The organism is Halomonas sp. Bachu 37 (genome assembly GCF_039691755.1).
GTDB classification, from domain to species: domain Bacteria; phylum Pseudomonadota; class Gammaproteobacteria; order Pseudomonadales; family Halomonadaceae; genus Vreelandella; species Vreelandella kashgarensis.
The window spans coordinates 835,884-860,652 of the sequence record NZ_CP137552.1 but is presented as its reverse complement, the minus strand read 5'-3'; the positions used below and the strand labels follow the sequence as shown (position 1 = coordinate 860,652).

Sequence of the window (24,769 nt, the reverse complement as noted above, 5' to 3'; positions counted from 1 at the left end):
CACAACCTCGGGCTTTTCATCATTCAGAACGTCATCAAGCGATCTCGCCATAACAGCACCTCCTGTTCGCTAGCACCAGCGCCTGTACCACAATGGCCTTGAGCAGCGCATCCGCACGGTGATCGCCCTATCGAATGAGCTCAAAGCGATGGGTATTACGAGGGTGTCTGCGTGCTCAAGCCCGATAGCTTGGAGACGAAAGGCATACTACGGCGTACTTGAGCTCGATGATGTATTGGGCGTCGGGCAACGGCTAGTTGAGCGCCTGGCGATAGTCGGCGTGAAGAGCGCTTGGGACCTGGCCCAGGCCGACCCCAGGAAAATACGGCGACGCTTCTTCGTCACGCTTGAACGCACCACTGAAGTGACCCCCTCCAAAGCTGCACAGGCTATAGTGCAGCTATCAGGAGGACGAGATGAGCAACGAACCCACCGTCAAACGCTGGACCGCCAAGCGTAAAGCCGCCGTGGTCATGGATATCTTCAAGGGCAAGACCACCGTCGCTGAGGTGGCTCGACAGCATGACCTCACCGTCTCCGAAGTCGAGGGCTGGATCGAAGAGGCCCAACGCAACATGGAGAACGGGTTCCGAGCCCGGCCCAAGGATATCCGTGAGCAGTACGAATCCGATCTGCGGGAAACCAAGGAGGCGCTGGGCGAGGCTCACCTGCAGATCTATGCATTAAAAAAGTGGCGCCGCCTGCTCGACGAGGACGACAACTCGTAGTGTCGTTGCAGGCGGAATTGGCCAACGAGGGCCATTCGGTATCGCTATCCAAGCTCTGTCGCTGGCTAGGCGTACCCAGGCGGAGCGTCTATTACCGGCCCAGGAGACGGCAGCGCTTGATCAATACAGAGCTGGAAGCGCGCGTAAAGCTGACCTTGGAACGCTTCCCCACGTATGGTTATCGACGATTGGCCTGTGTCCTGGGCGAGAATCGCAAACCCGTACAGCGCATCCTGCAGCTCAAGGGCTGGCAGGTGCGCAAGCGTCCCCAAGGTTTTCGGCCTCGTGCCAAGAGCTTGCCATCAGTGACCACGCAGCCTGATGAGCGCTGGGCCACTGACCTTACTCACGTCTGGTGCGGCAAGGATCGACGGGCCAGCCTGGCAGTCATTATTGACTGCTGCACGCGGGAGATCCTCGGTTGGCGATTATCGGACAATGGCAGCAGCAATACAGCGGAAGCCGCCCTGGAAGAGGCCCTGATCCAGCGACTCGGCGCTCTGGGACGAGTCCATCAGCCTCTGGCGCTACGCTCGGATAACGGGCTGGTTTTCAGCAGCCGGCACTACACGGCGACGGTGAAGGCGTATGGCCTGAGCCAGGAGTTCACGACGCCGTACACGCCAGAGCAGAATGGCCTCGTAGAACGCTTCTTCCGTTCATTGAAGGAAGAATGCATCTGGCTTCATCGCTTCGAGTCACTAGGCCAGGCAAGAGCCGTCATCGGTCGCTGGATCCGGTATTACAATGAAGAGCGGCCGCATCAGTCCTTGGGCTATGTGGCACCCAAAGCTCACCCGGCATTAGTCGCTTGAGGTGAGCAAAAACCAGGGGGTCATTACACCACTTTGGAGCTGCGCGGCACTCCCTGCATCGAGATGAACGATTTCGGCGAAGCCCGCCAACGCATCATGACATCGCGCAGCTCTGGCAAGCTCACCCAGGACCTAAGCAAATTCAGGAGGTGATCCGGCAGAATGCTCAGCGCGGTGCAGAGAAATCGAGAAAGAAATACTGCCTGGCCTGTGCAGTGCCGGTATTCCTGAAGACTAACCCGCACAGGTTACAGGACCTCTAGTATTCACCCTCTCTTGTGCTAGAACTCGAACGCCCTACCGATGACAGCCGCGAACTCATACGCGTCGCACAGCAGGCCCTGTTGCGGATCTACCGCTCTCGGCATAACTTTTTAATGAAGGGTGGCGTGATACACCAGGAGTCGAACCCGGGACCTACTGATTACAAGCCTGCCAGTGGCGAGACGCCAGAATCAGACCGCCACTGCTCGCGGCGACGTCCTAGTTTAAAAACAGTTTAAAATAACAGTTAGTTTAGAGCCTCAAAAACAGCATTTAAGCAGTTGGATTTTAATAGAAATAAGTTATTCACAGTATGCCCATTCACGCAGATGGTATGTCCATTCACGCAGATGGTATGTCCATTCACGCAGTCCGGTAGACGGTATGTCCATTCACGCAGATAGTATGTCCATTCACGCAGGGCTACGGCGATCTCAATGACCAAGTGCAACACCTGTCCCATCTGTCCCGGTGCGGCCATGATTCATACCCTATGAAAGATCGTTGATGAGTTTCCGGACATGCTGGCAGAGGTCATGGATTACCGCGGCATGAACACGCCTGGCGAGCGGCTCAATTATCTACTGGCGACCCTGCAGGCGCACCCGCCCCGTCCGGAAAATGTCATTCTGGCAGGTTCAAGCCTCGGTGGCTGGCTGAGTGCCGCGGCGACAAGCGCACCGTGGAGCGGGGTCTTGAACAGCTGCGCGACCTTTTCCCCGAAGCCCTGCAGGAGCGCAGATGCCAAGGGAAAAACAGACGCACGACTCACTGGCTGCTGACGTCGCGGCATGGCCTGTTACCGGAAATGCTGCTCAACGAGCATGATCTAGCCATGGCCCTTTCGTTACTGGAGCGCCAGGCCCGCAGCCGGTTGCCGCAAGGTGTCCTTGAACGATTGACGCCATACTGGGAGCAGGCCCGGGCTACCGCGGCCCACAATGTCCACACCCAGCGCTGGCAGCGTGACTTCCAGTATCTTCCCGATCCCCTGCGCCCTGAGCCTCCCAGCGTCGACCCGGACATTCAGCAGGCCATCGAGGACGCCCTGGCCAACGAGCAACTGTTGAAGCTCCATTTCGATACGCTTGATGGCCCGCGTCAGTTGGAGGGTGTGTTTGCCTTGCGCCTGCTGCTTCTGGAAGAGATGCTGTATCTCCTGGCGGAGCATACCCAGGTAGAGGATCCGGAGGAGAGCCTGGCACTGATACCGCTGTACCGTGTCAGCCGAGCCGAGGCTCAGGGACTGGCCCTAGGCGGGCGTGGCCTGGAGCCCGACCTCGCCCAGCAGTACATGTTGGGTACCCGCGAGGCCATTACGCTGGAAATGCGCGTCAGCCGCGAACTGGCAGAAGCGCTCTTCCAGCGCCCCATTGGCCGCGGCCAGATCATCACCCCTCAGGGAAAGCACTATCGGGTAACCACACTCATTGTGGACTCTCCTCAGCTCCGGCGCTGGCTGAGGCGCCGGCAAGACGAAGCCGAAGTCCTGGCACCTATATTTTCCTGAGTATGGCCTTAATTCTGACGGATCCCCAGAAAATAGATAGCAAGATCAGGGGATATGATTTAAAGGGCCTGCATGGGCTGGCATGTTGTTAATCGCCAAACCAACAATATGCCGAAGGAGACCCATACAGGCCCCCCGATTCTTGCATACCTGCTGACCTTTTCACTCCCTCGATCCATGCCAAGCGCCTGCAGACACTGCTCGACACGGTGGGGGCCCTGCTGGGGGAGCGTCGCCTGGGCTTGACCGCCCTGGGCCGTGCCTTGCCGGGACCGGCGGATACCAAACACGCCATCAAGCGGGTCGATCGGTTACTGGGCAATTCTCATTTGCCCCAGGAGCGGCCGCTGTTCTATTGGCTCGTGGCCACCCGGCTGATTGGTCACACCACGCGCCCACTGATTCTGGTGGATTGGTCGCCGATCGATGATCGAGACCGACAGTTCCTGCTCCGCGCCGCGGTGCCGTTCGCCGGGCGATCACTGCCGATTTTCGAGAAGGTCCACCACAAGGAGGGCTGTCCTCGCTGCGAAGCGTACCTGCTGGCGGCCCTAGCCGAGATTCTGCCCGACGGCGCCACGCCGATCCTGGTCACCGATGCCGGCTTTCGCAATCCCTGGTCCCGGGCGGTCGAGGCGCGCGGCTGATATTACGTCGGCCGGGTTCGCTGTCCGACTCGCTACCAGGCACCGGGGCAAGCGTGGCAGGCCGTGGAGACGCTGTTTCAGCAAGCGACATCGGTGCCACGTACCCTGGGCCCCGTCCAGAACGCCGAAAGCAACCCGCTCACCACCCGGATGGTGCTATACCATCAGCCGCCGCGGGGGCGCAAGCATCGCAACAAACGCGGAAAAGTCTCCCTGGATAGCGGCAGCTAGGCGATCGCCCGGCGTCAGAAGGAGCCTGGGTACTGGTCAGCAACCTGCCGGACCGTTCAGTGCTGGCATACAAGCTGGTCGCTATCTACCGGCAGCGCATGCAGATTGAAGAAGGCTTCCGTGATATCAAGAGCCCCTTGTTTGGACTGGGCTTCGGTATGCATCGGTCTCGGCAGGGCAAGCGCATCGAGAGCCTGCTGCTGATCTCCATGCTGGCGAACGTGGCCGTGATGGTGGCTGGCCTGCAGGTCCAGGCCAACGGGCAACAGCGGCGTTACCAGAGCAACAGTCTCCGGCACCGGCGCGTGCTGTCTGTGTGGCGGTTGGACTTGGAGTGGCTTCGGCGTCATCAGTCGGGGGCCGTGCCCTGGCCCTCATGGGAAATCCTCCGAGAGAGCCTTCGCGAGGAGGTCAGTGAACAGACATTATGCGACGAATAGCACAGAACTCGTGGGGATCCCTCAGGCCTTAATTGACCGTATACCGTGACTAGGGCCAAGAGCCGCCTTGAGCGCCTTAAAGACTTAGATATACGGGAACCTACCTAGTAGTCCCGATGAAGCAAGTGTCTGTAACTAGTGCTAAAGTGTTCCCCTCCTGAGCTGCCAATGGCACGCTGTCGTTCAGTTAGCCATGCATATTCAACCAATTATTTGTTTTCTCACTCATAGAAAAAATCACCTTTTCCTCTTCCAATGTTTCATATTTATCAAAAGGCCAATCGCGCATGCTTTCCCGCCCATCGACCTCGTAAATGTACCCTTGCAGCTTAGGATTACGTTGACTTGAAACCTCATACAAGGACTTAAGAGGGTCCATCGCCCATCTTCCTAGGCCGTTCAGACTTGGCGGGCTAACAAGCATCACATCAATAAGCCAATGCCCCTCGATCAATCGCGGCAAAACATATTCGAACTGCGGCATCGGTGGAGCAAGCAGAATTAGATCGTCCTCCACTCCATTCCTGATACGGCCAATCCTTACGAAAAACCAAGCCCTTTTGTCAGCAAGCCAACCGTGCTCCCACCGGCGCTCAGGGGATTCCTCCAGCAAGCCGCCCCAGGGCATTTCAACTTGATCCAATGTGACAATCACGAGCACCTCCAAAAATGAACACTATAGATTGTAGCCCTAAAGTGTTCACTTTGGCTACATAGTCCCTTTTCAGGGGATAGTAATGGAGTCGAAACAAGCATTTGGGGCAGCATTACAGCGTTTGAGACGTGTCAAGAAGCTCTCTCAGGAGGACTTTTCAAATGTCAGCAGCCGCACTTATCTAAGTACGCTTGAACGCGGGCTGAAGACGCCGACGCTTGGCAAAGTTGAAGAGCTTGCGGAGGTGATGGGCATCCATCCGCTATCACTATTGGTCGAGTATTATTCGATCCGGGACGACTCTCCAGATCTTGAGCAACTCTTCGAATGTGTGCGCCGTGAGCTCCCAACGCATGTTTAGTTACGTAACGGCATGCCTTTTTCACCATGAGATGTAATTTTAGTTAACGATAGTACCGTCACGGTGGTTTTGGATTAGAAATAAGCAGGAACGTTTGCTCGTATCCAATAGCATCTTAATTTTGGGGACATAAGCCAAGTCAGGCCGCATTCATTAGCCCACTCCGGAGCCTCAATGCACATGATACGCTTCACTACCTTCGGGCCGTGACTGATCGTGCCGGCAGAAATGCCTTCCTGACGCCGGTGTTCGATTCAGCTCCAGCGAGTCGTGGTGAAGCGTATCAGCGACCACCCAACCGAGCTCGCCTCAGCATCGAATGGGAATCTCGGAATGCCAAGCTTGGCGCCGTCGGGCCGGTTCTCTTACTTCCGAAAAAAGTGACGCCATTATCCCCTTCACGCAGTGTACCGATAAAGCTGCAGATCTATTGAGCCCCCCGCTCGGTGCTTAACTTCTACCTTGATATGCGGGTGCGTCAGACCAAGGCCGTCCAGTGAGGCAGTTTCATCCACGCCACGATCATCAACCATTGCTCATACCGCTCCCTCGCGTTGCTATATCAAAAGTGGACACTTTAGAGAGTTCGATAAGCGATGGCTACTGTAGCTATTAATATGCGCAAGGCATGTTCTGCGGGAGGAAGCCTCGACGCCGATAGCTCTTCAGTCGCCACAAGAGACACCTCCGGTCTTGCCTACTTGATCGTCAGATATAGACCCCATAATCCAGACGATTTAGGAACTCATTAACGAGTTCGTAACCCACTTGGGTAGTAATCAGGTTAATCGGCTTATGGCCTTCCAGCCCCAACGCAGGTGTACTCATCCAGCGTACAGCTTCCACGGAGTCACCGAATACATCCTCAGCCTTGGTCAGAATCTCGGCGAACCGCCAAACGCGGCTGCTCTGATCAGCAGTAAGCGGTTCGGATTTCTTGATGCGGCGATATAGCGCGCGCTCGGACAAGCCGATTGCCTTGATCAGCGCCTTCTGGTCGTGAAGCAGGCTGAGCGACTTGACGAAGTCGATAATTTTCTGAGACGACAAGCCCTTCTCGATTACCTCAAGGATCTCGAAATCAGATTGAGCCTGCGACATCCGTTTACCGGTGAGCCGCTCCAAAGTACGCTCCCGAATGCTGAGTTCATGTTGTGCATATGATTCAGCGGCGGACATGGGCTTGCCCTCTTTTGTTTAACGCGTGACATAGTAAAGACAACTGTTAGGCTTGTACGAAAAGGGTTTTGCTAACTTCCCCTATGCCTTGACAGCATAGATGAGGTATGACAGGACGCTACGACCTTCCCCGACCAGAGCTGCTCACTGATCAAGAACATCGTCCCACTGTTCCAGGCGATGGGACGACCGCCAGGTTTTGATGGGATTCCTCTGGGTTCTGTGCTCGGGCCCAAATAGCGCGACCTACTCGAACGCGATGGTTCTGGACCACGGTATATGACCGATATAACCAGTGGCGTGACGAGGGTACTTCGAGTCCGTGCTAGAGCGCCTCCAGCTCAAGCTGCGCAAGGATGGCCTGATGCACCCGGACATCAAAATAAGCGACTCCGCGATCGCTTGCGCCACTCATGCCGCCTCGGGGGTAAAGGGGACCGGAAAACCCAGTAGATCATGCATTAGGCCGCTTACCCTCGTGATGCTCTAGCCAAGCAGGCACTTCACCGCTGCCGTACTCCTTGACCAGCACTTCAAGCATCAGCGAGCGAATCGGTTCCGGGGTACCAGGACGAGAACCAAATCGCACCATTAGTTGGAAGCTTTCTCGCTCCCGGCGACTGGTCAGCAAGATCTTGCGGTAGGCTTGGGCCGTAGAACTGGCTTTGCTGCATAGTGCCCATAGACGCAAATCGGCCAGCACTCCTTCATCAGATCGATCACAAGGCAGCTCCCAGCGCCACTGCCCATCGGCACGAGCCAGATCCTGGTCGGTGAGCCGGATACGCCGACGGCGGCGTTGGGGGATCATTTGCCAGGCAGCAATTTCCCGGCGGCACTGCCAAAGCGCCTCCGCATCGAAGCCCTGCTCAGCCAGCCGCACCAGTGTAGTCAGGCCGTGGAAGGCCGACTGCGCCCCGGCACGCTGCGGCAGCATGGTCAGCACACTCTCCAACAGCGAGTGCTCACCGGCTTCCAATCGGGTCAGCGCCTGCCTGAGCGTCGCCTCATCGATGAAAAAGCGTGCCACGTGTAGCAGCGGCATGGGCACCGTGCCGTGGCAGTCGATCGGCAGGCCATCGGGAAGGTTCACCGAGTCCAGCCGGCCACAATGATGCATCTCCAGCATGGTTGCCCACCCCAGCGATAGCCGTTCGAGACGAGGAGCATGAAGCTGCACCTCACGCCAGGCATCGGCCAGGGTCAGAGCTGGCATCTGACCGCGGAGGGTTAGATAACCCTGACACAGTACTGAATTCGGTCGCGCCTCATGGGAGTCCTCTCGGCACACCCCCTGACCGGCATCCACCCATTCCAGCGCGTCGAGCTGATCGCCTACGAAGCGCATTGGTCCAAGCAGTCGCAAGCTGCGCAAGGCGTATGCCCGCTTGATGCTGACGCGGCTGGGTCCCTCGACCACCAGTCTCTGAAGCGGGGAGGCATCGGACAGGTACACATGTCCCTTGCCCTTCAAGTGCAGCACACCCTCATGCTGCATAACTTGCAGCAATGCCGGTCCGAGAACGATGGTCAACGGCACCCCATCCTTGTCGATGAGAGAAAGGTCTGCCGGCCTGGCATCGTGCCCCAGCAATTGCACTCTCTCCCAGCAACGCCGGGGTTGAACCAGGCGAAGGGAACCCTGCTGCCAGTCAGCATCAATTTCGCTGACATTGCCATTGATGGTCAACGACCCTGGCAATTCCAGACTGAACAGGTGCAGGATGACGCCACCGACAAGGCGTGGCAGATGAATTTCACTCAGTCTCGGAAGACGATCGAGTTGCAGGTGAAGGTAGTGCTGTCGCCCACAGCAGCGCAGGTCCAGCACTTCCAGGTGCGGGTCGTCATGAAGATCCAACGCTCGCAGGCGAGGCTCATCTATTTGCAGACGACGACCTTGGTCCCGGTTACCACAGGGACCATAGAGTGCGGTACCGCCGTTGCTGTCTAGAACGATCGGGGCTTCGCATAGCCGGGTCTCGCTAGCCGTTACCTCCCCCATGTACCCCTCCTTCCTTGTCACTCTATTGTGAAATCGAGCTTAGGGTCTTGGTGCGACATATGGCGTCGCATCGGGGCTGTGACGTTTTTCTTGCGATTGAGAACTGTTGATTTTTTCCTGGTTCAGTCGACTAGGGAATGCTACTGCAAAGGAATGCCCATTTCTTAAAAAGTTATGGAGCGGGTAATTAAATAAAATTGCGAATTAGCCGAGCTACATTTTGGTGTATTAGGTGTTAATTTATAGTCAAGAAAATGAGCATTCATTTTTCTTAAATCGATCAAATTGATGAGGAGGTTGCATGAAAGAAAAGGAATTTAACCTTAACGGAATTGCCGTTAATGTTAAGAACATTCACTGTGACAACTATGCTTTTGAGGACCATGGCCTCGTAAAGGCTGACGTCACGATCTCAGAGAAAACTGCTGTCTATACTGCCTACCTAACTGACGGCAAGATCAATACTTCCAATCTTTCTTGCTGGAACGAATCCTGTGTCGATCTTGTTGCCTTGTTAGGGAACCGCTGATCAATTAGCCTCTGAGCGACTGAAGGACTCAGAGTAGCAAAATCACCGAGTCAGCGATCATTTTCTAACCACCTTAGGTGGTCTGTTTTTCCTGCCAGCCGGACTATCCGGCTGACAGGGCAGATTCAAGGCGCACTGGCCCCGTCAACTCGGCCTTCGCATCGTGTCGCCAGTACCAAATTGGCCAGTCCGAACAGGCTGAATAGCTGCGCTTGGTTCTTGGCCAACCCCTTGTAGCGCACCTTGCGGTAGCCGAAGAGGTTCTTGATGACATGAAACGGATGCTCGACCTTGGAGCGGATGCTGGCCTTGGCCTTCTCGATTGCCAGCAGCAGCGTTTTCATGGGGCTGTCTTCCATCTTCTTGATGGGGCTGCGCTTGGCGGCAACACAGCAGCGGGAGGCCGGGGCATCCTTCTCTTCGTCCAGATACTTCCACATGCCGGTGTAACCCGCGTCGCCGTATACCTGCTTGTCATCGTCTCGGACCAGCTGGTTCACCATGGTGACATCGGCGACATTGGCCGAGGTGGCAGTGACACTGTGAGCCAGCCCGGTGACGGCATCAACGCCGATATGAGCCTTCATGCCAAAGTAATACTGCTTGCCCTTCCTGGTCTGCTTCATCTCCGGATCGCGTTGCTTGGCCTTGTTCTTGGTGGAAGGCGCCGCCGCCACGATGGTGGCATCGACAATGGTGCCCTCGCGCATGAACAGGCCCTTCTCGGTCAGATGGGCATTGATTTCCTCGAAGATCCGCTGGGTCAGCGCATGCTTCTCCAACAAGTGGCGGAAACGCAGCAGCGTGGTCGCGTCCGGCACACTCTCGATGGCCAGGTCGATACCAATGAAGTCACGCATGGCCTGGCTATCGTAGATGGCATCTTCGAGCGCCTCATCGGCAAGCGCGTACCACTGCTGCAGGAAGTAGATCCGCAGCATGCGCTCCAGGCCGATGGGGGGCCGGCCGCGCTTGCCTGCCGCGTTGGGAAAGTAGGACGGCGACAGTGCATCGATCAGCCGTTGCCAAGGCACTAGCGCCTCCATCTGGGCCAGGAACCGCTCGCGGCGGGTGACTTTTTTCTTGTTCTGGTGCTCGGCTTGGGCAAACGAGATCTGCTTCATCGGGTGGCTCTGTCAGACGGTGGCAGGAAGGTCAGATTATACCCCGCCGGTACCAATCAGGCAGCTGCGGTGGGATTTGTGCAGCGTTTCCTTAGCGTCTGCAGGATGCAATGACATCGAAGATTGCGAACTCAAGTTTGCAGAGGCACTTAATCCTGAAATTTCGGATGAACAATTAACCGAGGCTGCAGTAGCTGAAAGACTTAATGAATACGGTCTTATTCTGTTCTCTCACGAATCCAGCAGCCATCCATGGCATGTCAAAAAAAGGAAACCTCGAAGCAAGAAAAACTATCTAACGATCGGTATTTTTTCTTCACTTACAGCGATAATTAACGATTTGAGCTAGGTTCTGTCTGAAAAGTCGGCTCTCATGCATCGCTCGATGCAGGCCAATGTCACCATGGCTTTAAAGCTACTGGCTAGTTTATCGTAACGAGTATTGAGCCGACGTTTTTCCTTCAGCCAGCCAAACAGACGTTCCACCACGTTACGCTGGCGATATTTTGGCCGGTCAAACCGGTGCGGAAGTCCGGGCTTCGGGCGTCGATGCATACGGCGATACGGGATGATCGGGCGCATGCCATAACGCGTGCAGTAATGCCGCAGCGCATCACTGTCGTACCCCTTGTCTGCCACGATGTAACGGCTGCGTTTGCGGGGTCGACCTGAACGACCCGGTAACCGGACCTTTTCCAGTAGTTCCGTCAGGTAAATCGAGTCGGCGCGCTGACCTGCCGACAGAGAAAAGGCGAGTGGAAAGCCATGGCTATCGCACAGCATGTGTATCTTAGTGGTCAGCCCGCCACGGCTACGGCCGAGCGCATGATCCCGGGGTTCTATCGATCCCCCTTTTTGCCGGCACCGCTGGCCGACCGGGTCGCTCTGATGGAAGTGGAATCCACCATCCATGTGTCGAGATCCATGGTGCCATCTTCACGCAAACGAAGATGCAGACGGGCCAGTATCCGGTCGAAGGTACCGTCATCACGCCACTGCCGAAAACGCTGATAGACGGTCTTCCAGGGACCATAACGCTCCGGCAGGTCGCGCCACTGTGCGCCAGAGCAAAGAATCCACAGGACACCGTTGAGCATCTGGCGATCATCCCGGCGTGGCCGCCCGATGGTCTGCGGTGGAGAAACGATGTCTTCGATCATCTGCCAACGTTGATCAGAAAGCTCGTAACGGCCTGTCATATCGCCCTCCCGTTCGATGAACGGGAATAGCGTAGCATTTATGACTTTTCAGACAGAACCTAGTACAAAAAGTATTTACCTACAAATTTTGGCACCAATCGGGTCCCGGCTAGTTGTCGGGACCCGTGTGATTCAACGGAGCTATGGTGACTTCTGGTGTATGCAGGCACCGCCGGCTGGGTCACCTCTGCTTCACCCCAGAGGCCGGTTTGCCAAAATCGATTGAGTGCCGAGGGGCGTTGCCCGTTTCGTCTTTATGTCTGTAAAGACTCACGGGTTCGCAGAGATGCAACCCACCCCAATGGACCATGGTCTCGGTTACGATTCCGGCCTCCACTCAGGTCACCACCATCTCACGCTTCGTCGGCCCTCGACGATGAGCCTCTTCCCTTCCCCTCGCTTGAGCTGCGGCCGACTCCATCTAAGCTGACGTATAAATACGTCATTTTCAGGTATTGCCATGAACGTTGAACTGCAGGATGTGATGGAGCGACAGGGTTACCTCGCGCCAAACGCCTTGGTCGCCGAACTGCACATCACCAAGAAGGAATTCGCCTCGGCGATCGGGCTCCGACACGATGCTATCATCCGCCGGGACCGCCTGACATCGGTTGCGACCCAGCAGAGGTTGCGCCAGGCGACGGAGATCCTCAAGCGCATCGAGCCCTGGGCCGGTAGTCTCAGTGTCGCCTGGTCGTGGTATCGCTCGTATCCGATCGCCCCTCTGGGCGGGTTGACGGCCGAGGATCTGCTCTCCCAGGGTCGGGCCGATGAGGTGCGCGAGTACCTGTCCCATATCGCCGAAGACGGGTATGCGTGAGTCTGCGAGATCACGCCTTCCCCTACCGCGGTATCGTGTATAAAGGTCACAACCCCCTCTGGCAGCACGCCTCCGAGAGCGGCGACGGTGCCGCTCGCTGGAATCAAAGGGGCCGTCCAACACTCTACACCAGCGAGCGCTTCGAGACGGCCTGGCTGGAGGCCCAGCAGGGGTTTGCGTTCAAGACTCAGCCATTGACCCTGTGCAAATATGAGGTGGATTGCGGACCGATTCTCGATCTGTGCGAGCCACGGATACAGTCGCTGGTGCATCCAGCCCCAACGAGTGGCTCAGCGAAGCCTGGCTGACTAAGAAGCGTCAGGGCAAACCTGTGATCGCCTGGCGCATCGCCCAGCAGCTGATCCATGAAGGCATCGTGGGCATACGGGTGCCACCCTAGGCAACCGGTGCCTTGGCGCGTGACGTCAACGTCGTGTTCTGGTCCTGGTCCGGCATCTCTCCCCTCAAGGTGGCGGTCATTGACGATGAAAGGCGCTTGAAAGGGAGAACGTAGACCGGCTGCAGATCGAGGGAAAGGCTGTTAGCCCCGAATTTATGTCTGATGGTAGAGTTCGAAGGAGGCCCGCAGCTTGTCGGTCGGTGCCGCCGGGCTTGTCATGGCGTCGAAGACCACTCTCTGGTCCGCTTCGGACAGGTCCGTGACGCGCTCGGACAGGCCCTAAAAGTCTGTTTCTGCATTGAGAGATGGGACGAAAGGCATCGCCATTGCCTCTTGGTCGGAGAGTGAATGGTGCTGGTCTCCGCACTATGGCACATCTTGTTGGAGCATTGCTCGGGCTTATGCTTCTATCGGCGAGTTGCTAGCTATGTCGCTACCGCTCTGCCGATCCGTTCCCGCGCTTCCCGCCCCGCTCGCCGATGCTATGGATGGCTGAAGTGAACACAGGCGTTGAAAGCGCACGGCATTACGATAGATACGAGTCGCAGGATGTCTTCAAAATCAAGAGCAGAAGCCAAAAATGCCGCGAAGCGAATGAGGTTGGCTCAGATCGAAAGAGAGCGGCTGGGATTACGTCGCATGAGCCCGCCGGGCAGAGTCCGGTTTGTCCCCTACGGCCGCCACAATGGCGAGCCACCGGAGCCGCTCCACCCGCTCGAACTAAGGCTGATCAGAGAAAATAAAGTCGTTTCCTGTGGCGACACTGGACCCATCATTGACGATTCTCTCGAAGCGGAACCTAAAGAAGCGGTATTCGCATACCCTACCCTGGGGCATCTCTGGGTCTACGAGCCCGACGATCTTGCCGAGATGACGCTCGACGAGGTGCATGTGATCTGGGAGCACCGCAACCGGCTGTGCGGGTCGCGCGAAGTGGCGGCAGAGGCGCTGGCGCTGGTCGAGAGCGACACCGGAGCTGTCGATACCTACCAGGGCTGGCTCGCCTACATGGATCGCGACGAGATCCGCACATTCATGCCCCAAGTGGAGCCCGAGTCGCCGCTGGACGACCAGGCGCCTTGTGAGTCGGATGACGCCAATGTCTCCACCTCCAGGCCGCTGACGCGCCGAGCCCTACCAGAGTTGAACCATGTGGAACTTAAGGAGGCCTGGGAGCGCCGGCCGGACAGCTTCGCCAGCCTGGAGGCCGCCTGTGGGGCACTCGCCCGGCTCCGCGCACAGGCAGGCATCGCCGCCGATAGCGGCTGGCAGTCGCTACTGGAACACAGCGAGATCCTCAAACTGGAAGAGTTTCTACCGGACCACGATGAGGGGGCGATGGCCCGCTGCTGGCGCCGGCGCCTGCTTCTTACGCCAGCGTTCCCAGCCCAGAGACTTTACGCAAGGACCTAAGAACACGCCGCCGCCATGACATCGTCGTCCGGGAAGGACAGCCAGGCTTTCGCCAGGAGGTGCTCGCTAACTTTGACGATACCTGCTGCGTCACCGGGTGCCGGGAAGACCTGGTCCTGGAGGCCGTTCATATCAGCCGCTATACGGGGCCGCACTCCAACCATCCCGCCAATGGCCTATGCCTGCGCGTCGACATACATCGCCTCTTCGATAGTTTTCGGATCGCCATCGACCCCGTCACCCTGACCCTTGTCGTCGCGCCCCAGCTAATTGAAGACCCCACCTATGGTGCCCTCGACGGTAAGCGGATGGCCCCTGGACATGTGCCGGCCTGAGGTGATCTGCTTGATGCGCACTATCGCCGTTTCCTGGAAGGGCTCCCCGAGGACCACCCTGCCCGCCTTCGCCGGCAAGAGGGTTAGGAAGCTCGTCCGCCGCACCCTCAAGTTGAACAAGAATCTCCAGCACGCAGAAGGCCGGTAATCCACGAGGTAGACTATGGGGCGGCCCTTGTGGCTAGGCCAACGCCATGGTACCTCCGTCCCTCCGATGTCCGAATTCCCCGAACTACGATATTTCGCCAGAGACAGGCCTCACTCATGACACATATCCGTAGCGCAGCTGCTCAAGCAGCTCCTCGACAGCGAGGAAGCCCGGAGTTGTCTTGATGGCGTCAAAGGCACTCTGTCCGTCCAGAGCGCGGCGCGGCTTGCTCAGCCACCTGGCGGCCTTCTCCTGGTTGACGAACACATCCTCGGCCAGCACCACGATCCGACTCAAGCGGTAGAGACGGTCCCCCTCGTCGCACGACAGGGGCTCCGACTTCTGCCGGCGGTGGCGCAGGGTGCGCGTATTGATGAAGCCTAGCCGGCTGGCGTCGATACCGTGCTGGGTGAGATTGTCTAGTGCGACCAGCGGGATACCCGAGCGGATCAGGCCATCCAGCGTGTCTCCGGCGCGGCCACCCAGAAGCTTGAAACGGCCTTCTCAGTGTCACGTTCATGCCTGTGCTCTTCCTTCAGTGCTTCCATAGCTGATACACCATGGAAATTTGATATAACTATATTGCAAAGTATCTCAGTCGGCGAACCGAAGGGCTATCCGGACATAGAATGCCATAGTACTGACCTCGCCCCCGTTAACAGAGGCAGCTCCTACTAAGGTCTAGGTATGGGAGAGAACTCACAAGTCACGAGCAGTGAGGTGTATGTGCCTCGCCAATTTCTAGGTTCCAAATAGGTTCCAAGCGTCGGCAACAAGCAGCAACATCCAGCAACATGCCATAAAGCCGGATATAGGCTTATCATTTTGATTTATCAACCTTTTCTACCTCATTAAGGTGGATATCGTTTATATCCAAAAACTCTAAGTAAAGGTATGGGGTTGCAAAGGTCGCAGGTTCGAATCCTGTCGCTCCGACCAGAATCAGTAAAAGAAACCGCCACTTACGGATCATGCCGGGTGGCGGTTTTTTTGTGTGGTCAACAAATTGTCAACTATCGCATAGGAACGCATAGGAATCCTATCCTGCAGAGCCATGTGCCTGCACTCGGCCGCTTACATAATTAAACTGCCAACTTCCCCACAACTCCTACCCTTAAGGTCAATCAGCCGATAAGGGAGGATTCGCCATGTCTCACAACCCGTTGCGCAACAAAGTCATGCCCATGACATCGTTCAAGAGCGGCGACCTCTCGATTCGGAGAGAACGCTCGTCCCGAAGCAATCATCCTGACTCACGGTCACTTCGATCACGTCGGTTCGGTAGCACTCAAGGACACGTATCTTTCTTCCGCGACACGGACCGCGCCATGATCGTCGGCGATGCCTTCGTTACCGTCCGCCAGGATGAGCTCTATCAGGTATTGACCCAACATCGAGAACTCAGTGGACCGCCGCGCTACTTCACTCCCGATTGGGAGGCTGCCCGCGATTCCGTGCGACGCCTGGCCGACCTCAAACCCAGCGTGGTCATGACCGGTCATGGACGCCCCATGTCCGGCGAGACCATGGCGCGCGATCTGGAGGCGCTGGCCCGCGATTTCGACAACGTGCCCGACCCTCGCACGGCAAGAGTGTGGAATAGTGTTAGCTGACTGAAACACCTCAGCGACAACCACTCTTGCCCCAACCCTCATCAGTCACCATCAACAGTCAGCAAGGAGAGCGACAATGGCACTGCACTTGAAAGACCTGGAAGATCAGACGATCGTGATAACCGGCGCCACCACGGGCATCGGCCTGGCGACCACGCGCATGGCCGCCGCCCATGGGGCACGTCTGGTGCTTGCGGCACGCGACGAGAATACGCTGCGCGAGTTGTGCGATGAAATCAATCATGCCGGTGGCGAGGCCGTCCACGTCGCGGTGGACGTCGGCGACAAGGTGCAGGTTCACAAAATAACGCAAACCGCCATCGAGGCCTTCGGCGGCTTCGATACCTGGATCAACAATGCCGGGGTGTCCCTCTTCGGCAACCTGCTCGACATCGGGGAGGAAGATCACCGCCGCCTGTTCGAGACGACCTTCTGGGGTGTCGTGCACGGCTCGCTGGAAGCGGCACGCCACCTCGGCCAGCACCGCGACGGCTACTCCGGCGCAATCATCAACATCGGTTCGATCGCCTCGGACCAGGCCATTCCCTATCAGGGTATGTATTCGGCCGCCAAGCATGCCGTCAAGGACTTCACCGACGCCCTGCGCATGGAACTCGAACACGTCGGCGCGCCCATCTCGGTCACGCTGATCAAGCCGGCCAGCATCGCCACGCCCTTCCCCGAACACGCCGGCAATGCCATGGACCACGAGCCGACCCTGCCGCCGCCGCTCTACGATCCCCGCATCGTCGCACGCAGCATTCTCTTCTGCGCCGAACACCCGCGCCGTGACATGTTCGTCGGTGGCGGTGGCCGGCTCATGGCCGCACTGGGACACTGCGCACCGCGGTTGATGGATAAAATCATGTCGGCGAAGGTCATTTCCCAGCAGCAGACCGGCAAGCCGGAACATCGTCGCCACTTCGCGCTGCACGAACCGGCTACTGACATGCGCGAACGCGCCCATTACGCCAGTCACGTTTCCAAGACCAGCCTGTACAGCAACGCCTCGATGCACCCGGTAATGACCACGACCGTGATCGCGGGCGCGTTGATCGGCGCCGTTGCCCTGGCCGGGCGGCGCTCGAAAAACTGATGCGGTAGCGCCTCGCTCGACACACCGGCAGCTCCTAAGGGCTGCCGGTTTTTTTGTTGTGTTCGATTAGGTGCAGGATGCCAATCACCCCCACCCGAAGTACCTTATACTCAGCCTTCTTCAGAAGTATTTGCAGATACTTTTTCAATGAACTAGTATTTGCAAATAAACATCAGGAGGCACTCGATCATGTATGCCCAGGAAGCGCTTACCCACGACAAGACTGTGGCTGCCACCGGCTTGAAAGCCGCCGTCCGCATCCTGGAGAAGTGGAACGCCAGCGGCGAGCAGGGTGAGGCTATTCTGCGGGTCTCACATAGCACCTACGCCAAGGCCAAGAATGGCAGCATGCATGAGATCAAGCTCGACCGAGACCAGCTGACGCGTATCAGCTATATCCTCAATATTCATGCCGCCCTGCGCATCGTGTTCGATAACCCGGACAACCTCTATGGCTTCATGAAGATGGCCAACGGCAACCCCTTCTTTGCCGGCCGCTCGCCGCTGGAAATCATGGGATCGGGGGACTTCGCCGCCATTTACGAGACATTCAAGCGTATCGATGCGCTGCGTGGTAGCCAATGGTAGCGCTGGAGCACCTGCCGCGCTTGCCGGCACGCCCGGTCAAGGGCTACCGGCTGGTTAACAGCAAGTTCCCTCCCATCAGCCTTTTCGAGGATGTCGCCAGCGCCGATGAGTTCGAGTCGCTGTACGAACTGCAGGCCCTGACCAACCCGCGAATATTGACAGAAGCGGGCAATCTCGCCCTGGTGGCCCGCGACGAGATTCCCTTCGGCATCTCCGGCTGCACCTATGCCACCGCTCCTTTTACCCATGTCACGCCCGACGGCTCACGCTTCAGTGACGGCAGCTTTGGCATTCTCTACATGGCGGATGCGCTACAGACCGCCATTGCCGAGGTGAAACATCATCAGCAGGCCTACTGGCGCAACGTACCGTCATTGAACTACGAACGCTTCACCTTCCGTGGCCTGGCCTGTGAATTCGACGAAGCGGGAGTTCGCGATGGGCTCGTCCTGCCGCCGAGCGACCCCATCTACAGCGCCAACGATTACAGCGCGGCAAGACAGCTCGGCGCAGCCATGCGGGATAACCGTGAAATCGGGATTCGCTACCACTCGGTACGCGAGGCCAATGCCGTGTGCTGGGGACTGATGACACCCAAGCCGGTACGTTCGATCGTGCAGACCGCGCACTACGAGATGATCTGGAATCAGGGGATCACCACGGTGATCCAGGTCTCGCGGCGCTATTGAACGCTTTCTGCTCCACTTTCATCTATTGGCTCATTCACCATCCGACTCACGCAGCAGTTTCTCCAGCGCCGAATGAATGGCCGGGGTTGCCACCACCAGATTTTCCCCATGAAGGTCTGCGGGAATACCGGAAGGAACCGGGTAAAGGTGGGAAACCGACGCGCCCGCTTCCTGGGCGATCACCCAGCCGGCGGCAAAGTCCCAGGGGGAAACGCTTTCGTAGTAACCATCCAGGCGCCCGCACGCCACATCGCACAGATCCAGTGCCGCCGATCCGTTGCGCCGTATATCCTGGCATTCATTGATCACCTGAGTGAAACGCTTGAGCAACGCCTGTCGCGACTCCCGGCGATAGGGAAACCCGGTCCCGATCAGGCTGCGTGCTAGCTGATCCTCGGTACTGACGCGTATGGGTTGCGAATTGCAATGCGCGCCCCCGCCTTCCACGGCAGAAAAGGTTTCCTGCAGAAATGGAGCATGCACCACTCCCAGCCTGGCCTTGCCCTCTTCCACCCAGGCGATGGATACCGCCACATGACGCAGCCCATGGGCAAAGTTGACGGTGCCATCGATGGGGTCGATAACCCATAGCGCCTTGGCCTGGGCGATGTTGTCCCGTTCCGGCGCCAGCTCTTCACTCAGGATACCATCGCCCGGGAAGAGCGAATTCAAGCGCTGGGTAATGAAGGTATCCACCTCTACGTCGATATCGGTCACCAGTTCGTGACCGTCCTTGTAGCGATGATCGAACCCCTGTTGCTCTCGGGCTCGGGATATCATGCGCCCCGCTTCATGGGCGATATCAATCGCCACGGCAAGACGTTCGGATAGCGTGTAATTCGGCATGGGCGTCTCGTATCCAATGGGCAAGAAAGATTGCATAAAAGCCGTCAGGTGTTCGTTAGACTAGCAATACCTGCCAGCCATCACGACTACCGATAAGGAAAATTATGCGTATCCGGTTGAAACCATGAGGCAAGTGTCGAACTTTCTGGGTGTCTTCCGCTACAGCCGTCGGGCGCTGCGCCTGGTATGGCAGACGTCCCGCCGGCTGACCCTCGGCCTGGCCTTGTGCACGGTAGTGGCCGGCGTGCTGCCGGCCGTGGCGGCGTGGGTCGGCCAGTTGATCGTCGACTCGGTGGTCGAGGCCATGGCCTACCATCAGGAGACGGGACGCTCGCTTAGCGTCGCTGGCGTCTGGCCAGTACTGCGCTACGTGGCGGCGGAAGCCGGTATCATTGCCGCTATCGCCCTCGCCCAGCGGGGCCTTTCCGCGCAACAGTCTCTCTTGCGGGCGCTGCTGGGCCAGAAGGTCAATGTCATGATCCTGGAGAAAGCCGGCACCCTGTCGCTGGCCCAGTTCGAGGACAGCGAATTCTACGACAAGCTGACCCGCGCCCGCCGTGAAGCCTCCACCCGGCCGCTGGGCCTGGTCAACAAGACCTTCTCCCTGACCCAGAACGGCATCTCCCTGTTCAGCTTCGGCGTTCTGCTGGTTCAGTTCTCGCCATGGGCGCTGTTGATACTGGTCATCGGTGCGTTGCCGGTTTTCGCCTCGGAAGCCAAGTTTTCCGGCGATGCATTCCATCTGTTCCGCCGACGCTCGCCCCACACGCGTATGCAGATGTACCTGGAAACCGTGCTCGCCCGGGAGGACAGCATCAAGGAGGTCAAGCTGTTCGGTCTCGAACCGCTGTTGCTGGAGCGTTATCGCCATATCTTCCAGACCCTGTACGGCGAGGATCGCAACCTCACCCTGCGCCGCGAAAGCTGGGGCTTTCTGCTCGGGCTGCTGGGTACTCTGGCATTCTATGGCGCTTATGCCTGGGTCGTGGTGGAAACCATTGCCGGAACGTTGACGCTGGGCGAAATGACCATGTATCTGATGGTATTCAAGCAGGGACAGGGCGCGCTATCCGCCAGCCTGACCTCGGTCAGCGGCATGTACGAAGACAATCTGTATCTCTCCAATCTTTACGAGTACCTGGAGCAACCAGTATCAGCGCCGGCGGGCACACGCCATGAAGGCGAATTCCCCGGCGACGGCATCCGCTTCGAAAAAGTGAGCTTCCGCTATCCAGGCGCCGAGTCTTCAGCGCTCAGCGATATTTCTCTGCACCTGGCACCCGGCCAGAGCCTCGCCCTGGTGGGCCGGAACGGCTCGGGCAAGACCACCTTGATCAAACTGCTGACGCGCCTCTATGAACCGACCCAAGGCCGGATTCTGCTCGATGGCAGCGATCTGAAAGAGTGGGACATCGAAACCCTGCACCGGCGCATCGGCGTGATCTTCCAGGATTTCGTCCGTTACCAGCTCAAGGTGGGCGAAAACCTGGGCGCCGGGGATGTCGAAGCCTTCGAGGATGAGGGGCGCTGGGAAACCGCCGCCCGCCAAGGCCTTGCCGAAGACTTCATCGATGCCATGCCGCAACGCTATCACACGCAACTGGGTCGCTGGTTCAAGGGCGGCCAGGAGCTATCCGGCGGGCAGTGGCAGAAAATCGCCCTTTCTCGAGCCTACATGCGCGAAAGCGCCGATATACTGGTGCTCGACGAGCCGACGGCGGCGATGGACGCCGACGCCGAAGCCGCCGTATTCGCGGATTTCCGCCGCCATCGCCACGACAAGATGACCATCCTGATTTCACATCGCTTCTCGACGGTGCGCACGGCGGACCACATACTGCTGATAGAGAATGGATCGATCATCGAGCAGGGCGATCATCAAAGACTGATGAACCAGGACGGCAGCTATGCGCGCCTCTTTCGCTTGCAGGCCCGGGGTTATCGTTAAGCCGTCCGTACGCATTGCGACCGTTGAAACCATGTTCAAATACTTATATTCGGAGTTCTCTTATGCCACGTTTTATCGTCCTTCCCGTGATCGCCAGTCTGCTGGCACTCGGCGGCTGCACTACCTACACCTGGCCGGACGGCTCGCGGGAGACGGTGATGGGAATGCCCGCCGAAGAGGAAAATCGCCGCTACGAAGAAACCGCGGCGGATGGTGTGCGCTATCGCGTTCCCGGCCAGGAAATCGAGGAACCCACTCCCGTCAATGAGTGAGGGATAGCGCCTTGCTTTCCAGTATCGCAGTGCAGCATGATAAGCCAGCGGCAAAGCTCAATGAAGACTCGCCCGTGGCTCTCGACCCGGAGCAAAGCGCGAGGCCTCGTCATGAAGCACTAGATGTCTGGAGGTAAGGAATGGCCGAAAATGCGCCGACGAACACCCCTGCACGCCAGGTTTGGCATAACTTGTCCGGTGAAGCCGCCTTGGCCGCGCAGGAGAGTTCATCGCAGGGCCTTTCCAGCACTGAAGCACGAACTCGCCTGGAGCGCTACGGCCCCAACAAGCTCCAGCAGCAACAGGCACGGCCCTGGTACAAGCGGCTTCTGGACCAGTTCAACAATATCCTGATCGTGATCCTGCTCGTGGCGGCGGTCGCAAGCTTGTTGCTGGGACATACCCTGGACGCCGGCGCCATACTCGGTGTAGTGATCATCATCGCGCTAATCGGCTTCATCCAGGAAGGCAAGGCCGAGCAGGCCCTGAACAGCATTCGCAACATGCTCTCGCCCCAGGCCAATGTGCTGCGCGACGGTAAACGCACCACCATCCCGGCCGAGGAGCTGGTCCCCGGCGATATCGTCATGGTCGAAAGCGGCGACCGTGTCCCGGCGGATCTACGCTTGATCGAGACCCACCGTTTTCGCACCGAAGAAGCCGCCCTGACCGGCGAGTCCGAGCCGGTTTCCAAGTCGACCGAGCCCGTTGCCGAGGATGCCGACCTCGCCGAGCGTAGCGCCATGGCCTACGCCAGTACCATCGTGGTGCAAGGCAACGCCAAGGGGCTGGTGGTGGAAACCGCAAGCCATACCGAAATCGGCAAGATTTCCGAGTTGCTGCGTGGCGTGGAGCAGCTCAAGACGCCGCTGCTGCAACAGCTGGATCGTGCCGGTCGGGTTCTGGCGGTGTTCATTCTGGGAGCAGCGGCGCTTACCGCCCTCCTGGGCATGCTGATCCATGACCAGCCCGCCGGTGAGATGTTCATGGCTGCGGTGGGCCTGGCGGTCGCCGCGATTCCCGAAGGGCTTCCCGCCATCGTCACTATCGGCCTGGCCCTGGGCGTCCAGGCCATGGCCAGGCGCAACGCCATCGTGCGGCGCCTGCCGGCGGTGGAAACCCTGGGCTCCATCTCCACCATCTTCTCCGACAAGACCGGCACGCTGACCCGCAACGAGATGACCGCCCAGGCCATCTGGCTCGCCGACCAGGAGTACCACATCGATGGCGTCGGTTTCGCTCCCGAAGGCGAGTTTCACCTGCGCAGCGATAACCCCGACGCGACACTACGGGAACTGAACCTCGACGATCACCCCGCCCTCGCCCATTTCCTCAAGGTCGGCGTCCTGTGCAACGATGCCGAGCTGGCCCGAGAGGATGAACGCTACCGTATCCACGGCGATCCCACCGAAGGCGCTCTGGTCGTCGCGGCCGGCAAGGCTTGTCTCGACACCGCCCATTTGCGCCAGCAGCACAAACGCCTGGACACGATTCCCTTCGAATCCGAACGCAAGTACATGGCTACCATGCACGACCTGGAAGGCAAGCAGCACCTGGTGGTCAAGGGTGCTCCGGACCGGCTGCTGGAAATGTGCCACAAGGTGTGGACCGCCGATGGCGATGCCGAACTCGATACCGCGCTATGGGAATCGCGCATCCAGGCGCTCTCCTCTCGCGGCCTGCGGGTACTGGCAATAGCGGAAAAGGAAGCCGAACACATCGACGAGCTCGAGGATCACCATGCCGAGGAGGGCCTGCGGCTGCTGGGAATCGTCGGACTGCTCGATCCCCCTCGCGAGGAAGTCATCCTGGCGGTAAAGCAGTGCTTCGAAGCCGGTATCCGCCCGGTGATGATTACCGGTGACCACGCCACCACGGCCCTGGCGATCGCCCGCCAACTGGGCTTCCGCCACACCGACAAGGCCTTGACCGGCCGTGAAATCGAAGCGATGAGCGATGCCGAGCTCGAGCAGATCATCCTCGATATCGATGTCTTCGCCCGCGCTTCGCCGGAACACAAGCTGCGCCTGGTCAAGGCCATGCAGGCCCGAGGGGGAATCTGCTCGATGACCGGCGACGGCGTCAACGACGGCCCGGCCCTCAAGCGCGCGGATGTCGGCGTGGCCATGGGCATCCAGGGCACCGAAGCCGCCAAGGACGCCGCGGAAATGGTTCTCGCCGACGACAACTTCGCCACCATCGTCAGCGCCATCGAAGAGGGCCGCAAGGTCTACGACAATATCCGCAAGACGATCACCTTCATCCTGCCCACCAATGGCGCCCAGGGGCTGGCGATCATGCTGGCGGTACTGGCCGGCTCGAGCCTGCCGGTGACGCCCCTGCAGGCGCTGTGGGTCAACATGGTGGTGGCGGTAACGCTAGGGCTGGCGCTCGCCTTCGAGCAGGGAGAGCACAACTTGATGCAGCGCCCGCCCCGTGACCCCAGAGCACCGCTGCTGGACCTCTTCCTGCTATGGCGGGTGGTGTTCGTTTCGATACTGCTTCTCGCCGGAGTGTTCGGCATTTTCGCGTGGATACTCGACCAGGGCGGCAGCGAAGCCTTGGCGCGCGCCGGTTCGGTCAACATGCTGGTCACCGGCAGTGCCGCTTATCTGATCAATAGTCGTTTCCTGATCAATAGCACGCTCTCCATGAACGGCATTTTCGGTAGCCGCCCGGTGTGGATCACCATCGGCCTGATCATGCTTTTGCAGGCGGCTTTCACTTACCTGCCGTTCATGCAGTACATCTTCGGTAGCGCCGCCCTCGGACTCACTCACTGGCTGGTGATCGTCCTGGCCAGCGTGGCGATTTTCCTCATCGTCGAGTTCGAAAAATGGGTATGGCGCAGACGCAGCGACAATTAAATCGACCGATGCTGATAAATCGACCGATATTGATAAATCGCACGGTA

Annotated in this window: 27 protein-coding genes; 20 read left to right on the top strand and 7 right to left on the bottom strand. The window is 58.4% G+C overall.

From position 1 onward, the window contains the following. Positions 1–416: 416 nt before the first annotated feature. The 6 genes from R5M92_RS03880 to R5M92_RS16175 all read left to right on the top strand — a co-directional run bounded on the left by R5M92_RS03880 (position 417) and on the right by R5M92_RS16175 (position 4,635). On the top strand, positions 417–728 hold the full coding sequence (locus R5M92_RS03880) for a DUF1153 domain-containing protein (protein WP_295713727.1): 312 nt from the start codon (positions 417–419) through the stop codon (positions 726–728). Continuing rightward, positions 728–1,543, top strand: coding sequence for an IS3 family transposase (locus tag R5M92_RS03875; RefSeq protein ID WP_346796058.1), 816 nt, complete (start codon positions 728–730; stop codon positions 1,541–1,543). Before R5M92_RS03880 ends, R5M92_RS03875 begins: the two co-directional genes overlap by 1 nt. 946 nt (positions 1,544–2,489) lie before the next feature. Then, on the top strand, positions 2,490–3,317 hold the full coding sequence (locus R5M92_RS03870) for a WYL domain-containing protein (RefSeq protein ID WP_346798000.1): 828 nt from the start codon (positions 2,490–2,492) through the stop codon (positions 3,315–3,317). 209 nt (positions 3,318–3,526) lie between these two features. Continuing rightward, complete coding sequence (locus R5M92_RS03865) at positions 3,527–3,964, top strand: hypothetical protein (RefSeq protein ID WP_346797998.1); 438 nt, start codon at positions 3,527–3,529, stop codon at positions 3,962–3,964. A gap of 63 nt (positions 3,965–4,027) precedes the next feature. After that, positions 4,028–4,195, top strand: a complete 168-nt coding sequence (locus R5M92_RS03860) for a hypothetical protein (protein ID WP_346797997.1) — start codon at positions 4,028–4,030, stop codon at positions 4,193–4,195. A gap of 59 nt (positions 4,196–4,254) precedes the next feature. After that, entirely contained in the window at positions 4,255–4,635 is a 381-nt protein-coding gene (locus R5M92_RS16175) for a transposase (RefSeq protein ID WP_417339056.1), read from the top strand. A gap of 187 nt (positions 4,636–4,822) precedes the next feature. Here the strand turns inward: R5M92_RS16175 and R5M92_RS03850 are convergent, their stop codons facing one another. Then, positions 4,823–5,290, bottom strand: coding sequence for a hypothetical protein (locus R5M92_RS03850; protein ID WP_346797994.1), 468 nt, complete (start codon positions 5,288–5,290; stop codon positions 4,823–4,825). 82 nt (positions 5,291–5,372) lie between these two features. Between R5M92_RS03850 and R5M92_RS03845 the strand changes: the two genes are divergently transcribed. Beyond that, the gene (locus R5M92_RS03845) at positions 5,373–5,651 is read left to right on the top strand and encodes a helix-turn-helix transcriptional regulator (RefSeq protein ID WP_346797993.1); all 279 of its coding nucleotides are present in this window, start codon (positions 5,373–5,375) and stop codon (positions 5,649–5,651) included. Positions 5,652–6,359: 708 nt separating this feature from the next. On the opposite strand, the gene R5M92_RS03840 is transcribed toward R5M92_RS03845, so the two are convergent. Beyond that, complete coding sequence (locus tag R5M92_RS03840) at positions 6,360–6,830, bottom strand: antitoxin Xre/MbcA/ParS toxin-binding domain-containing protein (protein ID WP_346797991.1); 471 nt, start codon at positions 6,828–6,830, stop codon at positions 6,360–6,362. Positions 6,831–7,284: 454 nt separating this feature from the next. Further along, on the bottom strand, positions 7,285–8,835 hold the full coding sequence (locus R5M92_RS03835; RefSeq protein WP_346797990.1) for a hypothetical protein: 1,551 nt from the start codon (positions 8,833–8,835) through the stop codon (positions 7,285–7,287). Between the two features lie 301 nt (positions 8,836–9,136). Here R5M92_RS03835 and R5M92_RS03830 point away from each other — a divergent pair, with 301 nt between their 5' ends. Then, complete coding sequence (locus tag R5M92_RS03830; RefSeq protein ID WP_346797989.1) at positions 9,137–9,364, top strand: hypothetical protein; 228 nt, start codon at positions 9,137–9,139, stop codon at positions 9,362–9,364. Between the two features lie 125 nt (positions 9,365–9,489). On the opposite strand, the gene R5M92_RS03825 is transcribed toward R5M92_RS03830, so the two are convergent. Continuing rightward, a complete protein-coding gene (locus R5M92_RS03825; protein ID WP_346795917.1) occupies positions 9,490–10,488 on the bottom strand; it encodes an IS5 family transposase in 999 nt (332 codons plus the stop codon). A gap of 345 nt (positions 10,489–10,833) precedes the next feature. Continuing rightward, positions 10,834–11,687, bottom strand: a protein-coding gene (locus tag R5M92_RS03820; protein WP_346797987.1) for an IS5 family transposase whose coding sequence is annotated in 2 segments (ribosomal slippage) — positions 10,834–11,345 and positions 11,345–11,687 — 855 coding nt in all. Because the reading frame shifts where the segments join, the coding sequence is not laid out codon by codon here. A gap of 460 nt (positions 11,688–12,147) precedes the next feature. Between R5M92_RS03820 and R5M92_RS03815 the strand changes: the two genes are divergently transcribed. The 4 genes from R5M92_RS03815 to R5M92_RS03800 all read left to right on the top strand — a co-directional run bounded on the left by R5M92_RS03815 (position 12,148) and on the right by R5M92_RS03800 (position 14,655). Beyond that, positions 12,148–12,507, top strand: a complete 360-nt coding sequence (locus R5M92_RS03815) for an XRE family transcriptional regulator (protein WP_346797985.1) — start codon at positions 12,148–12,150, stop codon at positions 12,505–12,507. Then, a complete protein-coding gene (locus tag R5M92_RS03810; RefSeq protein ID WP_346797983.1) occupies positions 12,504–12,815 on the top strand; it encodes an RES family NAD+ phosphorylase in 312 nt (103 codons plus the stop codon). Before R5M92_RS03815 ends, R5M92_RS03810 begins: the two co-directional genes overlap by 4 nt. 731 nt (positions 12,816–13,546) lie before the next feature. After that, the gene (locus R5M92_RS03805; RefSeq protein WP_346797982.1) at positions 13,547–14,320 is read left to right on the top strand and encodes a hypothetical protein; all 774 of its coding nucleotides are present in this window, start codon (positions 13,547–13,549) and stop codon (positions 14,318–14,320) included. A 59-nt stretch (positions 14,321–14,379) separates the two neighbouring features. Continuing rightward, the gene (locus R5M92_RS03800) at positions 14,380–14,655 is read left to right on the top strand and encodes an HNH endonuclease signature motif containing protein (RefSeq protein ID WP_346797980.1); all 276 of its coding nucleotides are present in this window, start codon (positions 14,380–14,382) and stop codon (positions 14,653–14,655) included. A gap of 262 nt (positions 14,656–14,917) precedes the next feature. On the opposite strand, the gene R5M92_RS03795 is transcribed toward R5M92_RS03800, so the two are convergent. Beyond that, on the bottom strand, positions 14,918–15,202 hold the full coding sequence (locus R5M92_RS03795; protein WP_417339116.1) for an antitoxin Xre/MbcA/ParS toxin-binding domain-containing protein: 285 nt from the start codon (positions 15,200–15,202) through the stop codon (positions 14,918–14,920). Between the two features lie 843 nt (positions 15,203–16,045). Here R5M92_RS03795 and R5M92_RS16170 point away from each other — a divergent pair. From R5M92_RS16170 to R5M92_RS03775, 5 genes are all read left to right on the top strand, one after another. Continuing rightward, on the top strand, positions 16,046–16,135 hold the full coding sequence (locus R5M92_RS16170) for a hypothetical protein (protein WP_417339114.1): 90 nt from the start codon (positions 16,046–16,048) through the stop codon (positions 16,133–16,135). Next, on the top strand, positions 16,132–16,416 hold the full coding sequence (locus tag R5M92_RS03790) for an MBL fold metallo-hydrolase (RefSeq protein ID WP_346797979.1): 285 nt from the start codon (positions 16,132–16,134) through the stop codon (positions 16,414–16,416). Before R5M92_RS16170 ends, R5M92_RS03790 begins: the two co-directional genes overlap by 4 nt. Positions 16,417–16,492: 76 nt before the next feature. Next, entirely contained in the window at positions 16,493–17,512 is a 1,020-nt protein-coding gene (locus R5M92_RS03785) for an SDR family oxidoreductase (RefSeq protein WP_346797977.1), read from the top strand. 189 nt (positions 17,513–17,701) lie between these two features. Continuing rightward, positions 17,702–18,100: a hypothetical protein gene (locus R5M92_RS03780; RefSeq protein ID WP_346797976.1), complete on the top strand. Its 399-nt coding sequence runs from the start codon at positions 17,702–17,704 to the stop codon at positions 18,098–18,100. Next, positions 18,094–18,789 carry an RES family NAD+ phosphorylase gene (locus tag R5M92_RS03775; RefSeq protein ID WP_346797974.1) on the top strand — a complete coding sequence of 232 codons (696 nt, stop codon included), beginning with the start codon at positions 18,094–18,096 and terminating at the stop codon, positions 18,787–18,789. Before R5M92_RS03780 ends, R5M92_RS03775 begins: the two co-directional genes overlap by 7 nt. Positions 18,790–18,819: 30 nt before the next feature. Here R5M92_RS03775 and R5M92_RS03770 read toward each other — a convergent pair whose 3' ends face one another. Then, positions 18,820–19,635: an inositol monophosphatase family protein gene (locus R5M92_RS03770; protein WP_346797973.1), complete on the bottom strand. Its 816-nt coding sequence runs from the start codon at positions 19,633–19,635 to the stop codon at positions 18,820–18,822. Between the two features lie 124 nt (positions 19,636–19,759). Between R5M92_RS03770 and R5M92_RS03765 the strand changes: the two genes are divergently transcribed. From R5M92_RS03765 to R5M92_RS03755, 3 genes are all read left to right on the top strand, one after another. Further along, complete coding sequence (locus R5M92_RS03765; protein ID WP_346797972.1) at positions 19,760–21,583, top strand: ABC transporter ATP-binding protein; 1,824 nt, start codon at positions 19,760–19,762, stop codon at positions 21,581–21,583. 62 nt (positions 21,584–21,645) lie between these two features. After that, positions 21,646–21,855 (top strand): hypothetical protein, encoded by a 210-nt coding sequence (locus R5M92_RS03760; protein WP_346797971.1) that lies wholly within the window; start codon positions 21,646–21,648, stop codon positions 21,853–21,855. 140 nt (positions 21,856–21,995) lie between these two features. Continuing rightward, complete coding sequence (locus R5M92_RS03755; RefSeq protein WP_346797970.1) at positions 21,996–24,722, top strand: cation-transporting P-type ATPase; 2,727 nt, start codon at positions 21,996–21,998, stop codon at positions 24,720–24,722. Positions 24,723–24,769: the final 47 nt, after the last annotated feature.

What these genes read in the sequence shown, in the direction of transcription:
- R5M92_RS03880 (WP_295713727.1), top strand. Translation starts at nt 417, where the DNA reads ATGAGCAACGAACCCACCGTCAAACGCTGGACCGCCAAGCGTAAAGCC.
- R5M92_RS03815 (WP_346797985.1), top strand. Translation starts at nt 12,148, where the DNA reads ATGAACGTTGAACTGCAGGATGTGATGGAGCGACAGGGTTACCTCGCG.
- R5M92_RS03780 (WP_346797976.1), top strand. Translation starts at nt 17,702, where the DNA reads ATGTATGCCCAGGAAGCGCTTACCCACGACAAGACTGTGGCTGCCACC.
- R5M92_RS03805 (WP_346797982.1), top strand. Translation starts at nt 13,547, where the DNA reads ATGAGCCCGCCGGGCAGAGTCCGGTTTGTCCCCTACGGCCGCCACAAT.
- R5M92_RS03840 (WP_346797991.1), bottom strand. Translation starts at nt 6,830, where the DNA reads ATGTCCGCCGCTGAATCATATGCACAACATGAACTCAGCATTCGGGAG.
- R5M92_RS03765 (WP_346797972.1), top strand. Translation starts at nt 19,760, where the DNA reads ATGAGGCAAGTGTCGAACTTTCTGGGTGTCTTCCGCTACAGCCGTCGG.
- R5M92_RS03785 (WP_346797977.1), top strand. Translation starts at nt 16,493, where the DNA reads ATGGCACTGCACTTGAAAGACCTGGAAGATCAGACGATCGTGATAACC.
- R5M92_RS03770 (WP_346797973.1), bottom strand. Translation starts at nt 19,635, where the DNA reads ATGCCGAATTACACGCTATCCGAACGTCTTGCCGTGGCGATTGATATC.
- R5M92_RS03835 (WP_346797990.1), bottom strand. Translation starts at nt 8,835, where the DNA reads ATGGGGGAGGTAACGGCTAGCGAGACCCGGCTATGCGAAGCCCCGATC.
- R5M92_RS03755 (WP_346797970.1), top strand. Translation starts at nt 21,996, where the DNA reads ATGGCCGAAAATGCGCCGACGAACACCCCTGCACGCCAGGTTTGGCAT.
- R5M92_RS03790 (WP_346797979.1), top strand. Translation starts at nt 16,132, where the DNA reads ATGATCGTCGGCGATGCCTTCGTTACCGTCCGCCAGGATGAGCTCTAT.
- R5M92_RS03760 (WP_346797971.1), top strand. Translation starts at nt 21,646, where the DNA reads ATGCCACGTTTTATCGTCCTTCCCGTGATCGCCAGTCTGCTGGCACTC.
- R5M92_RS03845 (WP_346797993.1), top strand. Translation starts at nt 5,373, where the DNA reads ATGGAGTCGAAACAAGCATTTGGGGCAGCATTACAGCGTTTGAGACGT.
- R5M92_RS03775 (WP_346797974.1), top strand. Translation starts at nt 18,094, where the DNA reads ATGGTAGCGCTGGAGCACCTGCCGCGCTTGCCGGCACGCCCGGTCAAG.
- R5M92_RS03830 (WP_346797989.1), top strand. Translation starts at nt 9,137, where the DNA reads ATGAAAGAAAAGGAATTTAACCTTAACGGAATTGCCGTTAATGTTAAG.
- R5M92_RS03825 (WP_346795917.1), bottom strand. Translation starts at nt 10,488, where the DNA reads ATGAAGCAGATCTCGTTTGCCCAAGCCGAGCACCAGAACAAGAAAAAA.